This window comes from Volucribacter amazonae, assembly GCF_029783845.1.
Taxonomy (GTDB): domain Bacteria; phylum Pseudomonadota; class Gammaproteobacteria; order Enterobacterales; family Pasteurellaceae; genus Volucribacter; species Volucribacter amazonae.
In genome coordinates, this window is the sequence record NZ_LWID01000001.1 from 212,910 (window position 1) to 228,278 (window position 15,369).

The 15,369-nt window shown below is 35.0% G+C and carries 15 protein-coding genes and 1 pseudogene; 3 read left to right on the forward strand and 13 right to left on the reverse strand.

Annotated features, from left to right (window positions below; all coding sequences use genetic code 11):
- Positions 1 to 145: 145 nt before the first annotated feature.
- A complete protein-coding gene (gene metX, locus A6A20_RS01045) occupies positions 146 to 1,222 on the forward strand; it encodes a homoserine O-acetyltransferase MetX (RefSeq protein ID WP_279571735.1) in 1,077 nt (358 codons plus the stop codon).
- Positions 1,223 to 1,229: 7 nt separating this feature from the next.
- On the opposite strand, the gene sixA is transcribed toward metX, so the two are convergent.
- From sixA to A6A20_RS12715, 8 genes are all read right to left on the reverse strand, one after another.
- Positions 1,230 to 1,685, reverse strand: a complete 456-nt coding sequence (gene sixA, locus A6A20_RS01050; RefSeq protein WP_279571736.1) for a phosphohistidine phosphatase SixA — start codon at positions 1,683 to 1,685, stop codon at positions 1,230 to 1,232.
- Between the two features lie 697 nt (positions 1,686 to 2,382).
- On the reverse strand, positions 2,383 to 2,982 hold the full coding sequence (locus A6A20_RS01055; protein WP_279571737.1) for a hypothetical protein: 600 nt from the start codon (positions 2,980 to 2,982) through the stop codon (positions 2,383 to 2,385).
- Positions 2,983 to 3,111: 129 nt separating this feature from the next.
- Positions 3,112 to 3,423, reverse strand: a complete 312-nt coding sequence (locus A6A20_RS01060; protein WP_279571738.1) for a hypothetical protein — start codon at positions 3,421 to 3,423, stop codon at positions 3,112 to 3,114.
- 14 nt (positions 3,424 to 3,437) lie between these two features.
- Complete coding sequence (locus A6A20_RS01065; protein ID WP_279571739.1) at positions 3,438 to 4,283, reverse strand: RHS repeat domain-containing protein; 846 nt, start codon at positions 4,281 to 4,283, stop codon at positions 3,438 to 3,440.
- A gap of 54 nt (positions 4,284 to 4,337) precedes the next feature.
- Positions 4,338 to 4,940 carry a hypothetical protein gene (locus A6A20_RS01070; RefSeq protein ID WP_279571740.1) on the reverse strand — a complete coding sequence of 201 codons (603 nt, stop codon included), beginning with the start codon at positions 4,938 to 4,940 and terminating at the stop codon, positions 4,338 to 4,340.
- Positions 4,941 to 4,950: 10 nt separating this feature from the next.
- Entirely contained in the window at positions 4,951 to 5,910 is a 960-nt protein-coding gene (locus tag A6A20_RS01075) for an RHS repeat-associated core domain-containing protein (protein ID WP_279571741.1), read from the reverse strand.
- Between the two features lie 377 nt (positions 5,911 to 6,287).
- A complete protein-coding gene (locus A6A20_RS01080) occupies positions 6,288 to 6,833 on the reverse strand; it encodes an RHS repeat-associated core domain-containing protein (RefSeq protein WP_279571742.1) in 546 nt (181 codons plus the stop codon).
- Positions 6,811 to 7,026 (reverse strand): RHS repeat-associated core domain-containing protein, encoded by a 216-nt coding sequence (locus A6A20_RS12715; RefSeq protein WP_424585435.1) that lies wholly within the window; start codon positions 7,024 to 7,026, stop codon positions 6,811 to 6,813. Before A6A20_RS12715 ends, A6A20_RS01080 begins: the two co-directional genes overlap by 23 nt.
- 136 nt (positions 7,027 to 7,162) lie before the next feature.
- Here A6A20_RS12715 and A6A20_RS01090 point away from each other — a divergent pair, with 136 nt between their 5' ends.
- Positions 7,163 to 7,465 carry an IS630 transposase-related protein gene (locus tag A6A20_RS01090; protein WP_279571743.1) on the forward strand — a complete coding sequence of 101 codons (303 nt, stop codon included), beginning with the start codon at positions 7,163 to 7,165 and terminating at the stop codon, positions 7,463 to 7,465.
- Positions 7,466 to 7,476: 11 nt separating this feature from the next.
- Positions 7,477 to 8,004 (forward strand): annotated as a pseudogene (locus A6A20_RS01095) (IS630 family transposase); the annotation flags it as partial.
- Between the two features lie 529 nt (positions 8,005 to 8,533).
- Here the strand turns inward: A6A20_RS01095 and pgi are convergent.
- From pgi to lolE, 5 genes are all read right to left on the reverse strand, one after another.
- A complete protein-coding gene (gene pgi / locus A6A20_RS01100) occupies positions 8,534 to 10,180 on the reverse strand; it encodes a glucose-6-phosphate isomerase (protein ID WP_279571744.1) in 1,647 nt (548 codons plus the stop codon).
- A gap of 20 nt (positions 10,181 to 10,200) precedes the next feature.
- The gene (alr, locus tag A6A20_RS01105) at positions 10,201 to 11,283 is read right to left on the reverse strand and encodes an alanine racemase (RefSeq protein ID WP_279573713.1); all 1,083 of its coding nucleotides are present in this window, start codon (positions 11,281 to 11,283) and stop codon (positions 10,201 to 10,203) included.
- A 2-nt stretch (positions 11,284 to 11,285) separates the two neighbouring features.
- Positions 11,286 to 12,677 (reverse strand): replicative DNA helicase, encoded by a 1,392-nt coding sequence (locus tag A6A20_RS01110; RefSeq protein WP_279571745.1) that lies wholly within the window; start codon positions 12,675 to 12,677, stop codon positions 11,286 to 11,288.
- 208 nt (positions 12,678 to 12,885) lie between these two features.
- Positions 12,886 to 13,980: a 3-deoxy-7-phosphoheptulonate synthase AroG gene (aroG, locus tag A6A20_RS01115; RefSeq protein ID WP_279571746.1), complete on the reverse strand. Its 1,095-nt coding sequence runs from the start codon at positions 13,978 to 13,980 to the stop codon at positions 12,886 to 12,888.
- 105 nt (positions 13,981 to 14,085) lie between these two features.
- Positions 14,086 to 15,339, reverse strand: a complete 1,254-nt coding sequence (gene lolE / locus A6A20_RS01120) for a lipoprotein-releasing ABC transporter permease subunit LolE (protein WP_279571747.1) — start codon at positions 15,337 to 15,339, stop codon at positions 14,086 to 14,088.
- Positions 15,340 to 15,369 lie beyond the last annotated feature (30 nt).

A 15,369-nucleotide genomic window follows, 5' to 3' on the forward strand; every position in this document is an offset into this window, starting at 1 on the left:
ATAGAGAAAATAAATAGAGATTTCAACTGAAAATTAAGCCGTATAGATGTTTGACTATCTAGAAGTTTAGACGTCTAAAATTTCTTGACAAGCGGATTAGCTAGCGGTAGTTTATACGCCATTATAAAATCTTATAGGGAACATAATGAATAAGCTAAAAAAAGCCCTGCTTTTCACCGATCAGCCATTGGAACTAAAATTAGGTGGGCAACTTAGCCAAATTGAAGTGGCTTATCAAACCTATGGACAATTAGCTACCAATAAAGACAATGTGGTATTAATTTGCCATGCCTTAACGGGAGATGCTGAACCTTATTTTAACACTGCGGAACAATCTGGTTGGTGGCAACAATTTATGGGAGAAGGGCTAGCATTGGATACTTCCCGTTATTTTTTTATTTGTTCTAATGTGTTGGGTGGCTGCAAAGGTAGTACAGGCCCTGCCTCGATCAATCCACAAACCCAGCAACCCTATGCAAGCCAATTTCCAGCCATTACAGTACAAGATATTGTCAATGTCCAAAAAGCCCTATTACAATACCTAAATATTCCCCATTTACATGCCGTAATTGGCGGTTCATTTGGTGGCATGCAAGCTAACCAATGGGCAATTGATTATCCGAATTTTATGGATAATGTGATTAATCTCTGTTCTTCACTGACATTAAGTGCAGAAGCTATTGGTTTTAACCACATTATGCGTCAAGCAATCATCAACGATCCGCATTTTCATCATGGTAATTATTATGGAAAAACCCCTCCAGCACAGGGATTAGCTACCGCTCGTATGTTGGGTATGCTAACTTATCGCACCGATTTACAATTAGCAAAAGCCTTTGGACGTGCTACCAAAAATGATGGGGAATTTTGGGGAGATTACTTCCAAGTAGAATCTTACCTTAGTTACCAAGGAAAAAAATTCTTAACACGCTTTGATGCCAACAGCTATTTATATCTACTACGAGCGTTAGATCTCTATGATCCAGCTTTAGGCTATAACGACAGCAAACAAGCATTAGCACGTATAAAAGCACGTTACACCTTAGTCGCCGTAGCAAATGATCAATTATTTAAGTTAAATGACTTACATAAAACCAAAACATTATTAGAACAAAGTGGTGTTAATCTTCACTACTACGAATTTTCTTCTGATTATGGACACGATGCTTTCCTCGTGGATTATGATCTATTTGAAAAACCCATTATGCAAGGATTAGGATAAAGGCTAATTATCCCCCTTGGTAAACCCTTATTAACTTGCCCCGCTGCCCGTCCCAATCAAGTTCCGCAATGGTGGCAGGATAAAAACTCACGAATTGGTTAGCACAAAATTCATTAACAATACTCCCCACCAAAGGTAAATGAGAAATAATTAATAAACAATCTACCCCCTGCTGATTAAGCAACGCCACATAATCTCGCACCAAATTCGCGTCCCCATAAGGTGTCAATTCCTGCCAAGTTTCTTGCTTAAGCCCATCAACAAATTTCCGATTAACCTGAACAAAAGTTTGCTGAGCCCGCAAATAAGGGCTAACCAACACATACTGAGGATAAATCCCCGCCTTAAATAATTTTTCCCCTTGCTCCCCACTCTGCTGCTGTCCAAACAACGTTAATGGACGCAGCTGATCACTTTTAGCCATAACTTCGGCTTCCCCATGACGCATAACCAAAATTTTCATGTTTTCTTCCTATATGTTAAAATTAACGCTAAAATTAAAATCAATTTACTTTAACTTTTCAATCCAAAACTCATATTTTTCTTTATTTTTATATTTTCTGACCGCACTTTAATATAACTTTAGTCAAGACAAAAATATTTCACCAAATAAACTTCAACAAATTGAATTAAGTATAAGATTACCTTTAAATTTATCTAATTTTATTATAATAATAAAATTAGAATAGATAATTATAATATATAGAAATTAAAAAATATAACAATGCACAACAAATAAACATCATAATAATAAAATTAATTAAAATAATTATTAAACTAACATTATCCATGGATCTATGTATATATTTTAAATATAACTGTATCAATAATAAAATTATTGGAGTATATATAAAAACAGTAATTCCTTCAAGTCTAAAAAAAGAAGGGGAAATAAATAATCCATAACTATCTTATTTTCACCAAAAAATAATAATATATGTATCATAATGAAAACATATATAACTGCTATTATATCTTGAATAATTAACTTTCTCATACTATCCTCTAATATTTATTTTTTATTTTATCATACTCTTTTAAGACATCTGTAACAAAATCCTGACAGTTATTAAATAGTCCACTATAAAATCAATATGATTTTTCATCAAAAACTTTCTATTTCTTACCTCACTTTTTACTCAAAATAATATTAAGTAATTTTATAACACATTTTTATTTACATATCCCCAAAACTCTTTCGCAATATCACTCATATAACAAATATTATTTTTATCTAAATATACAATTAACTCACTAATTAAATATAATTGTGTATTATTAAACTTGCTAATCAACTCATTAATTTCAACATTATCCCATTTACAATATGAATAATATGGATCAATATAACGATTAGGATCTAATAAAGTTACCAAATAGAATGGTCGATCTCCTTCTCTTTTTACATCTAACATATCAGATACTGATAAAATATAAAATAAACTCATAAAATTAATATAATATGAATAATAAAAACTATCTTCATCTTCATCAAATTCTTTATAATAATCACTCATTAATTTATATAATAAAAAAGGCTCACTATTAATAAAATGACTAATCTCTCTTAAATTTAAATCTTTTATAATATCTTTCGTACTTCTTCCGTTAAAAATATACATTGTTTCTGTATCATATGAACCTTCATATCTGGCAATATATTCATTAGGTACATCATATACAACATAATCTGATTCAAAATATTTAAAAACAACTTCTTCAACTTCGTTCATATCTTGAAAATTTATTTTTATTTCCATAATAATAACCTATTAAAAACACATTAAAGATATATAATAAAATTATTATATCAACAATCAATATTCTTTTTATTGAAAAATTAATCATTTTTTAGCATGTATATCCTTGAAACTTTAATATAGCATTAATTAAGTATAATAAAGAATAATTTCCTTTTTCATTAACCACTCCAATCCTATTACAATAATCAATATTGTCTTTAAATATGTTTCACTATTAACATTAGGAATATAATATGATGCTTTCACTATAGGAACAGTACTTTTCATAAATAAAAAATTACATGTTTTATAAGCTATAGATAATTTTAGTTTATTCCCTATAGAATCAAATACTTCATAACAATCTATATCATATATTTCTAAATATCTTTCTAAAAAATTAAGACTGGAAAATATATTAATATCACCATTTTCATTAACAATATAAGTATTTTTCATTAGAACCTATCCCATCAAGAGCTATCTGATTGCTTCGTTTCCCAAGGTCTATGCCGACCTATTCCTTGCGCATCAGGAGTTTTTCCATTTACTGGTTTTCCTCTTCTATGATAATGAGGATATTTCCCAATAGGGTGATTCGTCCTATTTCCAAAAGGAGCTATTCTCATATTTTTTCCTATTTTTAATTCTTTCCCTAATTTGGCACATTTAGCAACATTACCTACTGCTGGTCCCGTAATAGCCCCTATCCCTGCACTTATCGCAATTTCTGAATAATCAAAATCATTCCATTTCTTATCATCCTCTAAAACATTATCATACATTTGCGTTCCTGTTTCTACCGCTGCTCCAGATATAGCTCCTACAATTATAAAATATACAATAGGATTTAACCCCAACGGATCAACCCAGCTAACTGTATTTGGGGCGAACTGATACAAATTCTCCCCACCCAATAACCCTATCGGATCACGTTGGGTAAAACGCCCCATATGCGAATCATAGTAACGGTAGAAGTTATAATGCAAGCCTGTTTCTTGATCGTAATATTGATTTTGTAAGCGGAAAGGTTGATGTATATTTTCAATCAATGAAGTTTGATGTTTAATCACTCCCCAGCCTTGATAATCCCCATACCAACAGAGTTTTCCTTGCTCATCTGTAAGCTCTCTCGGTATTCCGATTTGATCGCAATGGAAGTAATAAATGCTTTGCTTTTCACCATCATTTTCTACCTGTGCCAAAGGCTCATAGCTCGCTGGGTGGCTGTAAATATACTGATAAGTGCGGTCGGTTTTATGATGTTTTTCTTGCAATAAATGGCTGCCGTCCCAAATAAATTCAATCCGGCTTTCCATCAAAAACTTTCTATTTCTTACCGCACTTTTTACTCAAAATAATATTAAATAATTTTATAACACGTTTTTATTTACATATCCCCAAAATTCTTTTGCAATATCACTCACATCACAAATATTATTTTTATCTAAATATACAATTAGCTCACTAATTAAATATAATTGTGTATTATTAAACTTGCTAATCAACTCATTAATTTCGACATTATCTCTCTTCCAACATGAATAATATGGGTTAATATATTGATTAGGATCTAATAAAGTTACTAGAAAAAAGGGACGATCTCCTTCCCTTTTTACATCTAACATATCAGATACTGATAAAATATAAAATAAACTCATAAACTTAATATAATATAAATAATAAAAATCATCTCGCCCCTGCTTAAAATCTGAATAATAGTCACATAACAATCCATATAATAAAAATGGTGGATCATTTACAAAATGGCTAATTTCTCTTAGGTTTAAATCTTTTATAATATCTTTCGTACTTCTTCCGTTAAAAATATACATTGTTTCCGTATCATATGAACCTTCATATCTAGCAATATATTCATTAGGTACATTATATAAGACATAATCTGATTCAAAATATTTAAAAACAACTTCTTCAACTTCGTTCATATCTTGAAAGTTTATTTTTATTTCCATCATAATAACCTATTTAATTAAAAATCTTTTTTGCTTTTTCTTGGCAATATGCATAAGTAGTCCATGCTCTTTCTGCTTCTTCTTGATGTTTAAGATCTCCTCCAGCAAAACATTTCTTATTAATTTTATCTCTTGTCATCGCACATTGCTGATTTAAAAGCATCCTGTAATTTATTTGATCTATAGTTAAACCTTGCTCATTACAATTTCTCTTTTTATTACAATAATAATTCTTATTTCTTTGTAAATCATCTAATTCACCTGGCGTACAATTCCCTCCAAGATTTGTTCCACTATGATGTGCTTCTGATAACTCTATGGCTTTCTCACTTACCACAATTTCCTCCAACATTATGCTATCTTCTTCTTTTTCTTGTCTTCTTGTCGTAGAAATTGAAGTTCCCATAGCTATTATTTGAGCACCTATTATTCCCATCGCCATAATAGCAACGCCATAGCCAACTAATAATAAAGGCATTAATCCTAAAGGATCAAAAACATTCTGTATCGTACCTTCAAACCGATATAAATTATTACCACCTAATAACTTTATCGGATCACGCTGAGTAAAGCGTCCCATATGCGGATCATAGTAACGATAAAAATTATAGTGCAAGCCTGTTTCTTGATCGTAATATTGGTTTTGTAAGCGGAATGGTTGATGAATATGCGGTATTAAAGCATACTCGTTTTTAACCGATCCCCAGCCTTGATAATCCCCATACCAACAGAGTTTTCCTTGCTCATCAGTAAGCTCTCTCGGTATTCCGATTTGATCACAATGGAGGTAATAAATGGTTTGCTTTTCGCCATCATTTTCTATCTGTGCCAAAGGCTCATAGCTCGCTGGGTGGCTGTAAATATACTGATAAGTGCGGTCAGTTTTGTGATGTTTTTCTTGCAATAAATGGCTGCCGTCCCAAATAAACTCAATCCGGCTTTCTTCTAAAAACTTGCCATTTTCTGACCGCACTTTGGCGATACTTTTGCCTGCTACCTAAAAATTAAGATTATAACCAAATTAAAGATAAGGATAATATATAGCAAGCAAAATATATATAATTGAACAACAAAGGAACATCATTATTAAGAAATTCACTATAATGACTAATAAATTAACATCTTTCATAGCTCTATTAATATATTTATAATATAGTTGAAAAATTAATAAAATAATAGGTGTATAGATAAAGAATGTAACTCCATTATATCTAAAAAAAAGAAGATAAGATATATATTCTCCAATTATCTCATCTTCACAAAAAAATAATATATGTATCATAATAAAAACATATATAACTACTATTGTATCTTGATAAATTAACTTTTTTTTCATATCTCTATCCTTAATTATTTTATTTGCATTTTAATTTTTTTATACTCTTTTAACACATCAGTCACAAAATCTTGGCAGTTATTAAAGAGAATATTATATTGCTCAGGAGCATATTTAGGTTTAAATCCAGATATTTTTACTCCATATTGTCCTACGGAAGAATATACAGGAACCTGCTTTTCTTTTACGTTTTTTACTGCTTTTAACATAATCTCATCATCATATTGAACGTTTGAACATTTATATTGTGATAATAAACGTGGATCTTTTTCTTCATAAATTCCTAAAATCTTCCCTTTATCATCTTTGATTCCTGAATAACCAATATTAGAACCATTTTTAAACATAATTTGCTCATGAAAAAATCCTAAATCAAAACCATCTCTAGATGAAGGATCGAAATCACTATAAATTTTGTTTCCTTGATTGAAATCTAAAGGTCTAGTACATATAACCGCCAACCCAGACGGATCAACCCAGCTAACTGTATTTGGGGCGAACTGATACAAATTCTCCCCACCCAATAACCCTATCGGATCACGCTGAGTAAAGCGTCCCATATGCGGGATCGTAGTAACGGTAGAAATTATAGTGCAAGCCTGTTTCTTGATCGTAATATTGGTTTTGTAAGCGGAATGGTTGATGTATATTTTCAATCAATGAAGTTTGATGTTTAACCGCCCCCCAGCCTTGATAATCCCCATACCAACAGAGTTTTCCTTGTTCATCAGTAAGCTCTCTCGGTATTCCGATTTGATCGCAATGGAAATAATATTTCTTCTAAAGGGTTGCTAACCATAATCAAACTGCCTTGTTTATCATAAGCATAGAGTTACATTTGATTATCCATAATATAGTAAAATCTAATTAAATACGCTACAATATTCACATGGCATACTCAAAAGACTACCGACAAATGATATTAGCCAAACTCAAAGGTGGCGCAAGCTTTCGAGAATTGGCACAAGAATTTCAGCTCAGTACCAATACCATCCAGAGATGGAAGAAAAACCCTGAACGAAAGAAACGTATTGTTAAACCTTATAAGATTGATAACGAGCTCCTCAAAGCCGATGTTGAAGCTTATCCCGATGATTATCAATGGCAGCGAGCACAGCGTTTAGGTTGTAGCCAAAACGCCATTTGTACGGCTTTAAAAAGGCTCGGAATAACACGTAAAAAAAGACGTTAGCGCATTCTCAAGCAAATACTGAAAAACGAAAGTCTTTTCTTAATGCGCTAAAAGCATTTAAAAAAGCGGGAAGAAAAATCATTTATTTAGATGAGAGCGGCTTTAAAATGCATGACAACAGACCGCATGGGTATGCTCAAAGAGGTAAGCCTTGTCTTAGCCAATCCAACTGGCAACTTAAAAACCAGAGCAATGCCATCGGTGCTGTGCTTAATCAACAGCTCTTTGCTGTGGGGCTGTATGATTGCAGTATCAATAGCGATGTTTTTCGTGGTTGGGTCGAGCAGTTATTACTTCCGCAACTTCCTGATAACAGTGTTATTGTGATGGATGATAATGCCGCTTTTCATAAAGGTTCAGACACAAAAGCATTGATAGAAGCTGCGGGGCACACCATTCTCTGGCTCCCACCTTACAGCCCTGACCTTAATCCAATTGAACGTACTTGGGCTTGGATAAAGCAAAAACGTAAAGAATGGCGGTTAAATTGCATCGACCGTTTATTCTTTTATTTTATGTGGTTATGTGGCGATTTTTAATGGGTTTTACTATATCGTTCTAAGTTTAGGCTGGGGCTTTTTAAGGGGGTAAAGGAGCGTTATTGTTATTTTGTCGGTAAATTATTGATAACAAATTATTTTTAACTTTTAGCTTTGTTCAAAAGTGCGGTCAATTTTTTAATTTTTTCCCAAAATAGAAATATTTCCGATCATTCCCCCTTAAAAATTCCCTGTGTAAAACTTAGAACCATAGGCACATTTCTGCTGTCTGAGCCTTGCGGAGCAAGGCGAGTTCAGAAATGTGGCGTGATGGTTCAAGTTGAAACACAGGAGCAGAATTTTTCTAGGGGGTGCATTTCTTTGCTTACTTTCTTTGTGCAAGCAAAGAAAGTAAGTCGTCCCCTTTGTAAAAGGGGGCGAAACCCGTTAGCAAAAAGCAAAAACGGAGAAATAAAAGTAAAAAAACAATCTCAAAACCCACCGCACTTAACCATTAAATCCGTTAAGAAAGCATAAAAAATAAGGGGCAATATAGCCCCTATTTTACAACCCTTTTAACACTTAAACATTAACGCCATTGTTTAAATTGATTAATTAACCCATTGGTTGAACTATCATGACTAGTAATTTTTTGGTTATTTTCTAGCTCAGGAAGAATACGATTAGCCAGTTGTTTACCTAGCTCCACGCCCCATTGGTCAAAGCTGTAAATATTGAAAATCACCCCTTGTACAAAAATTTTATGTTCATACATGGCAATTAATGCCCCTAAGGAAAATGGTGTGATTTTTTTCAATAAAATAGAATTGGTTGGTTTATTGCCCTTAAAGACTTTAAACGGCACAATCTCTTTTACTTCCGCTAATGGCTTGCCTGCATTAACAAATTCTTGTTCTACCTCTTGTTGGCTTTTACCAAAGGCAAGGGCTTCGGTTTGCGCAAAGAAATTGGATAACAATTTACTATGATGATCACCAATTGGGTTATGGCTTTGTGCTGGTGCAATAAAATCACAAGGAATTAAGGTTGTACCTTGATGAATAAGCTGATAGAACGCGTGTTGCCCATTAGTACCCGGTTCACCCCAAATAATCGGCCCTGTTTGATAATCTACTTCTTTGCCATCACGTCCGACATATTTACCATTGGATTCCATATTGCCTTGTTGGAAATAAGCAGCAAAACGGTGTAAATACTGGTCATAAGGTAAAATTGCTTCTGTTTGAGCTCCTAAAAAATTGGTGTTCCATAAGCCCACTAAAGCTAATGTAGTTGGAATATTTTGTTCAACCGGGGTGTTGCGGAAATGTTTATCCATCGCATTAGCCCCTGCCAATAATTGTTCAAAATGGTCAAAACCAATGGATAAAGCAATGGATAAACCAATGGCTGACCATAAGGAATAACGACCGCCTACCCAATCCCAAAATTCAAACATATTGTCGGTATCAATACCAAATTTTTCCACTTCTTTGGCATTAGTAGAAAGCGCGGCAAAATGTTTGGCAATATGGGCTTCATCTTTAGCCGCATTTAATAACCATTCTCTTGCGGTATGGGCATTAGTCATGGTTTCTTGGGTGGTAAAGGTTTTGGACGCCACCAAAATTAATGTGGTTTCTGGATTGACTTTTTTTAGGGTTTCTACAATATGTGTGCCGTCCACATTAGACACAAAGTGCATATTGAGGTGATTTTTGTAAGGGCGTAATGCTTCGGTAACCATATAAGGTCCTAAATCTGATCCGCCGATACCAATATTAATCACATCGGTAATGGCTTTGCCAGTATAACCTTTCCATTCTCCATCAATAATACGTTGGCAGAAAGATTTCATTTTTGCCAATACAGCATTCACTTCTGGCATCACGTCTTTACCGTCCACCATTACTGGCGAGTTATCACGATTACGCAAAGCGGTATGTAACACCGCACGATTTTCGGTACGATTGATTTTTTCGCCATTAAACATTGCTTCAATAGCTTGTGGCAAGGCACATTCTTGGGCTAATTGACGCAATAATTTTAGCGTATCTTGGTTGATTTTATTTTTTGAGAAATCCACTAAAATTTCATCATTAAAATTTAATGAATATTGTTCAAAACGATCATTTTGCAAAGCAAAAAGTTGTTGAATTGTTACCGCACTTTGTTCAGCATTATGCTGTTCTAAGGCTTTCCAAGCGTTAGTTTGAGTTGGATTAATATTTTGCATAATATTTCCTTTTATTAAATTTAATCAATGTATTCGGTGATGACCCGTGGGGTTAATTTTGTAATTAATTCATAACTTAGTAAACCCGTTTGCCGAGCAATTTCTTCAATCGGTAATTCCTTACCCCATAAAATTACTTCATCGCCCACCTTATCTTGACAGCCTTGCCCTAAATCCACCGTAAGCATATCCATAGAAACACGTCCAACAATCGGCACTAAGCGTCCATTTAAATAAACAGGTGTTCCCATCGGAATATTTCTTGGGTAACCATCACCATAACCAATGGCAACCACACCAATTTGGGTATCTTGTGGGCTAATCCAACTACCGCCATAGCCCACTGGCTCGCCTTTTTTATGGCTACGCACTGCAATCAATGATGAAGTTAAGGTCATCACTGGCTTTAAATCATATTGTTGTCCCACAATATCATTCGGCGAAATGCCATACATAATAATACCCGGTCTAATCCATTCTAAATGGGATTGTTGCCAAAATAAAATGCCCCCTGAGGCGGCAATGCTACGTTCTTGTTCTTTCCCTTGCGTTACCGATAAAAAACGATCAAGTTGACGTTGGGTATAATCAGATTGTAATTCATCTGCCCGGCTAAAATGGCTAATAAAACCAATTTGAGGTAGCACATTTTTGCAATTTTTTAAGCGTTGATAAAAATGCTCCACTTGTTCCAAATGCACACCCAAACGGTGCATTCCTGTATCAATTTTTAGCCAAACTTTAATGGGGTTAGGTAACGTACTTTGTTCTAAGGCTTGCATTTGCTCTTCGCAATGCACGATAGTTTGTAAATTATTGACCGCCAAAATGGCAAGATCCTTGGCGGAAAAAAAACCTTCTAACAACACAATAGGTTTAATAATACCATTGGAACGTAAGGCGAGTGCTTCTTCTAAGCGTGCCACGCCAAAACAATCAACCAAAGGGGCTAATGTTGAAGACACAAAAACCACACCATGTCCATAAGCATTGGCTTTGACCACCGCAATAATCTTGCTCTTTGGTGCTTTATGGCGGATAACTTGGATATTATGCTTTAAGGCTGACGAACTAATTTTAGCTGTTGCTGGTTTCATAAAAATCTTTAATACTCATCACTATAAGCCTCGCCAGCATAATCGGTAAATTTAGAATATTGCCCTAAGAAGGTTAAACGCACTTTACCAATAGGCCCATTCCGCTGTTTTCCGATAATAATTTCGGCGATGCCTTTGTTCTCTGAGGTTTCATTATAAACCTCATCACGATATACAAACATAATTAAATCCGCATCTTGCTCAATAGATCCTGATTCACGCAAATCAGAATTTACAGGACGTTTGTCTTGTCGATCATCTAAACGGCGGTTTAACTGTGCTAATGCCACTACAGGAATATTTAATTCTTTGGCTAAGGCTTTTAAAGAACGAGAAATCTCGGCAATTTCTAAGGTTCGGTTATTAGAAAAGCCCGGGGCTCGCATTAATTGCAAATAGTCCACCATAATTAGGCTTAAACCACCATGATCACGATACACTCGTCTTGCTCTTGAACGTAACTCTGTTGGTGTTAATCCCGGAGTATCATCAATATACATATTGGGCTTATTATTAAGCATTTCTGTGGTACTGGCTAATCTCGCCCATTCTTCATCATCAGTAATACGTCCTGTACGGATTTTAGTTTGATCCACGCGAGAAAGACTGGCGAGCATACGCATCATAATTTGTTCTGCGGGCATTTCTAAACTAAATACTAACACAGGCTTATCGCTTAACATTGCCGCATTTTCACATAAATTCATGGCAAAAGTGGTTTTTCCCATAGAAGGGCGAGCAGCAATAATAATCAAATCTGAGGGTTGTAAGCCCGCAGTTTTCCGATCCAAATCACGAAAGCCTGTACTCACACCTGTTACCCCATCATGATCTTTCATTTTACCCAGCATTTCCACCTTATTAATGGTATCTTCCAAAATGCCAAGAATATTTTGTGGTCCTTCATTCTTATTAGCTCGGCGTTCTGCAATAGCAAAAACATCACGTTCTGCTTTGTCCAAAACTTCGCGAATATCTTCGCCTTTATATTGATAACCGCTTTTAGCAATGCTATGTCCTGTGGCAATTAGCTCTCTTAACACTGCTTTTTCTCGCACAATTTCCGCATAAGCCACAATATTTGCTGCACTTGGGGTATTTTTAGATAACTCTGCTAAATAGGCAAATCCCCCCACATCTTGCAAAATACCTTGGTCTTTTAATGCTTGTTCTAAGGTAATTAAATCAACAGGTTTTTGTGCTCGCATTAAATTTTCCATTTGTTGGAAAATCGCCCGATGAGCGCTATGATAAAAATCTTCCGCCACAAGATGATCGGTAATATTATCCCATTCATTATTGGCTAATAAAATACCACCAAGCACACCTTGCTCCGCCTCCAAAGAATGGGGCGATATTGCTTCTTGTTCTATGCTATTGGTTGTTTTTTGTTGTGCCATAATAAGTATGTCTATCTGTCAAATTGAAAGGCTATATAATAGCAAATTCAAGCAAGATTGAAATGTGAAAAGTGCGGTGGATTTTGAAAAAATTTTTGCATATATAAGGGCATAATCCTATGCCCTTTATCATTATAGTCGTTCCTCTTTAAAGTAATACAGCATTGGTATGCCTTGCCTTATTTTAAATTGAAAGACGATATCTTAATTACCCCTTATGCTGGCGACGAGCAACCACAGCGTCAGACAAGGCTTTTAAGACTTGTTCAGTATCTTCCCAACCGATACAAGCATCGGTAATACTTTGTCCATAAGTAAGCTTATCTGCTTGTCCTTCAATTAAATCTTGGCGACCTTCTACTAAATTACTTTCAATCATTACCCCAAAGATTTGGTTTGAGCCTTGTGCAATTTGTTCAACCACATCAGCACAAACCTCTAATTGTTTCTTAAATTGTTTATTACTGTTCGCATGGCTAAAATCCACCATAACATGGGGAATACGCCCTGATTTTTCAATGTCAGCACAAACGGCACTTACATCTTCTTTACTGTAATTTGGACCTTTATCGCCACCACGTAAAATAATATGGCAATCTTTATTTCCTTTGGTACTCACAATGGCAGAATGTCCAAATTTGGTAACGGATAAGAAATGGTGTGGCGATTCTGCTGACCCCATAGCGTCAAGGGCAATGCGTACCCCACCATTCGTTCCATTTTTAAAGCCTACCGCACAAGATAAACCTGAGGCTAATTCACGATGCACCTGCGATTCGGTAGTTCTTGCCCCAATTGCTCCCCAGCTCATAAAGTCAGCCACATATTGTGGAGTAATCATATCCAAAAATTCCCCTGCGGTAGGCACAGTTAATTCATTAATATCCAACAAGAGTTTGCGTGCCATACGCAACCCATCGTTTAACGCATAGCTACCATCTAAATGAGGATCATTAATCAAGCCCTTCCAACCTACAGTAGTACGAGGTTTTTCAAAATAAACACGCATAACAATTTGTAAATTATCAGCATATTGTTCACGCATTTTTAATAAACGTTGTGCATAATCCAAAGCTGCTTTAGGATCATGAATAGAACAAGGACCAATAACCACTAATAAACGATCATCTTTACGATGAATAATATCGTGGATTTCTTTACGTGCTTCTTTTACCGTATTAGCGGCGACTTTTGTGGCAGGATAACGTTCAATTAATGCCACTGGCGGAAGAACTTGATCAACACGTTCAATGCGGGTATCATCATTTTCAATTAAAAGATCATTATTATGCTTTTCGGTCATACTACGCCTCATTTTTGTTATGCTATGATAAGAATTAAAATTTGTCCTAATCTAACACTTATTACTGTACTAGTAAACTAGTTTATGTTTAAATTTGATTTTTTGTTAATGACTGCTTAATACTTGAGCAGGTTGTAATTTAGCCGCCCGATTAGCAGGATAAATACTAGCAAGCAAACTTAAAATTAATGCGGAACTAAAAACCAGTACAACATCTTGCCAATGTAACTCACTGGGTAAGAAATCCACAAAATAAATACCATCTGATAATAATTTATGTCCTAATAAAAACTCTATTCCTTTAATTAGTTCGGTTAATTTCAGGGATAATCCAATACCTAATACAATGCCAATCAAACAACCTTTCATTCCAGCCTGCAAACCATACCAAATAAAAATGCGTTTAATAAAAGCATTATTTGCCCCTAAGGTTCGCATAATGGCAATGTCGGATTGCTTATCTTTTACCGCCATAATTAAGGTAGAAACAATATTAAAGCAAGCTACGCCCACAACCAATACCATGGCAATATACATTACCATACGAATCAAACGAATATCTCGATACATATAACCAAATTTACTGATCCAGCTTTGTGCGGTTAAGGTTTGTGGATAATTAGCGAGCAGAGAATAATCTAATTGTTGTACAGCAAAAGGCTGTTGGACTGCAAATTCTACCCCGCTCACTTGATCGGATTGATAACCTAATAATTTTTGTGCCTGTGCCAACGGCATTAGGGCATAACTATGATCTAATTGCCCATCTAAACGTAAAATGCCAGCCACTTGAATACGTTGTCTTAAAGGTTGACTAAGCTGTGTACCCGTCTGTTGTTGCGAAATCAATAAGCTGACCCAATCCCCTGCCTTGACACCTAAATCCTGAGCAATACCATAGCCCAAAATAAGTCCACTATTAGCATTAAAATTCTGCCATGCGTTATCAAGTACAAAATGCCCTAAAGCACTCACTTGGTCAAGCTGTTGTTTATCAACACCTTTCACTTGTACCACTTTTAACTTTGCCCCATTTTCCACTAAAGCAGTAAAGCTCACAAAGGGGGAAACCGCTTTAATCTGTGGCGATTGTTGTAATAATTCCACTAAATTTTGATAATGGTACAAACGATCATTATCTCCCTCGGAGTTATAAGGCAATATTTCCACATGGGGAACAACCGCTAAAATACGCTGATTTAGCTCTCGTTCAAAACCATTCATTGCACTTAAACCTAAAATTAACACTGCTACCCCAAGGGCAATACCAATGGTGGAAAAAGCAGAAATCAAAGATACTAAGCGATTTTTTTGTCGCCCTCGTTGATAACGCCAACTAATAAAAAATGCTGTATTCATAAAAATTTTCCTATTTGGTAGCCGTTTCAA

Excerpts from the sequence above, each read along its gene's own strand:
- A6A20_RS01060 (WP_279571738.1), bottom strand. The coding sequence starts at position 3,423 with ATGAAAAATACTTATATTGTTAATGAAAATGGTGATATTAATATATTT.
- sixA (WP_279571736.1), bottom strand. The coding sequence starts at position 1,685 with ATGAAAATTTTGGTTATGCGTCATGGGGAAGCCGAAGTTATGGCTAAA.
- A6A20_RS01110 (WP_279571745.1), bottom strand. The coding sequence starts at position 12,677 with ATGGCACAACAAAAAACAACCAATAGCATAGAACAAGAAGCAATATCG.
- aroG (WP_279571746.1), bottom strand. The coding sequence starts at position 13,980 with ATGACCGAAAAGCATAATAATGATCTTTTAATTGAAAATGATGATACC.
- A6A20_RS01070 (WP_279571740.1), bottom strand. The coding sequence starts at position 4,940 with ATGATGGAAATAAAAATAAACTTTCAAGATATGAACGAAGTTGAAGAA.
- A6A20_RS01090 (WP_279571743.1), top strand. The coding sequence starts at position 7,163 with ATGGCATACTCAAAAGACTACCGACAAATGATATTAGCCAAACTCAAA.
- pgi (WP_279571744.1), bottom strand. The coding sequence starts at position 10,180 with ATGCAAAATATTAATCCAACTCAAACTAACGCTTGGAAAGCCTTAGAA.
- metX (WP_279571735.1), top strand. The coding sequence starts at position 146 with ATGAATAAGCTAAAAAAAGCCCTGCTTTTCACCGATCAGCCATTGGAA.
- A6A20_RS01055 (WP_279571737.1), bottom strand. The coding sequence starts at position 2,982 with ATGGAAATAAAAATAAATTTTCAAGATATGAACGAAGTTGAAGAAGTT.
- lolE (WP_279571747.1), bottom strand. The coding sequence starts at position 15,339 with ATGAATACAGCATTTTTTATTAGTTGGCGTTATCAACGAGGGCGACAA.
- A6A20_RS01065 (WP_279571739.1), bottom strand. The coding sequence starts at position 4,283 with ATGGAAAGCCGGATTGAATTTATTTGGGACGGCAGCCATTTATTGCAA.
- A6A20_RS01080 (WP_279571742.1), bottom strand. The coding sequence starts at position 6,833 with ATGGGACGCTTTACTCAGCGTGATCCGATAGGGTTATTGGGTGGGGAG.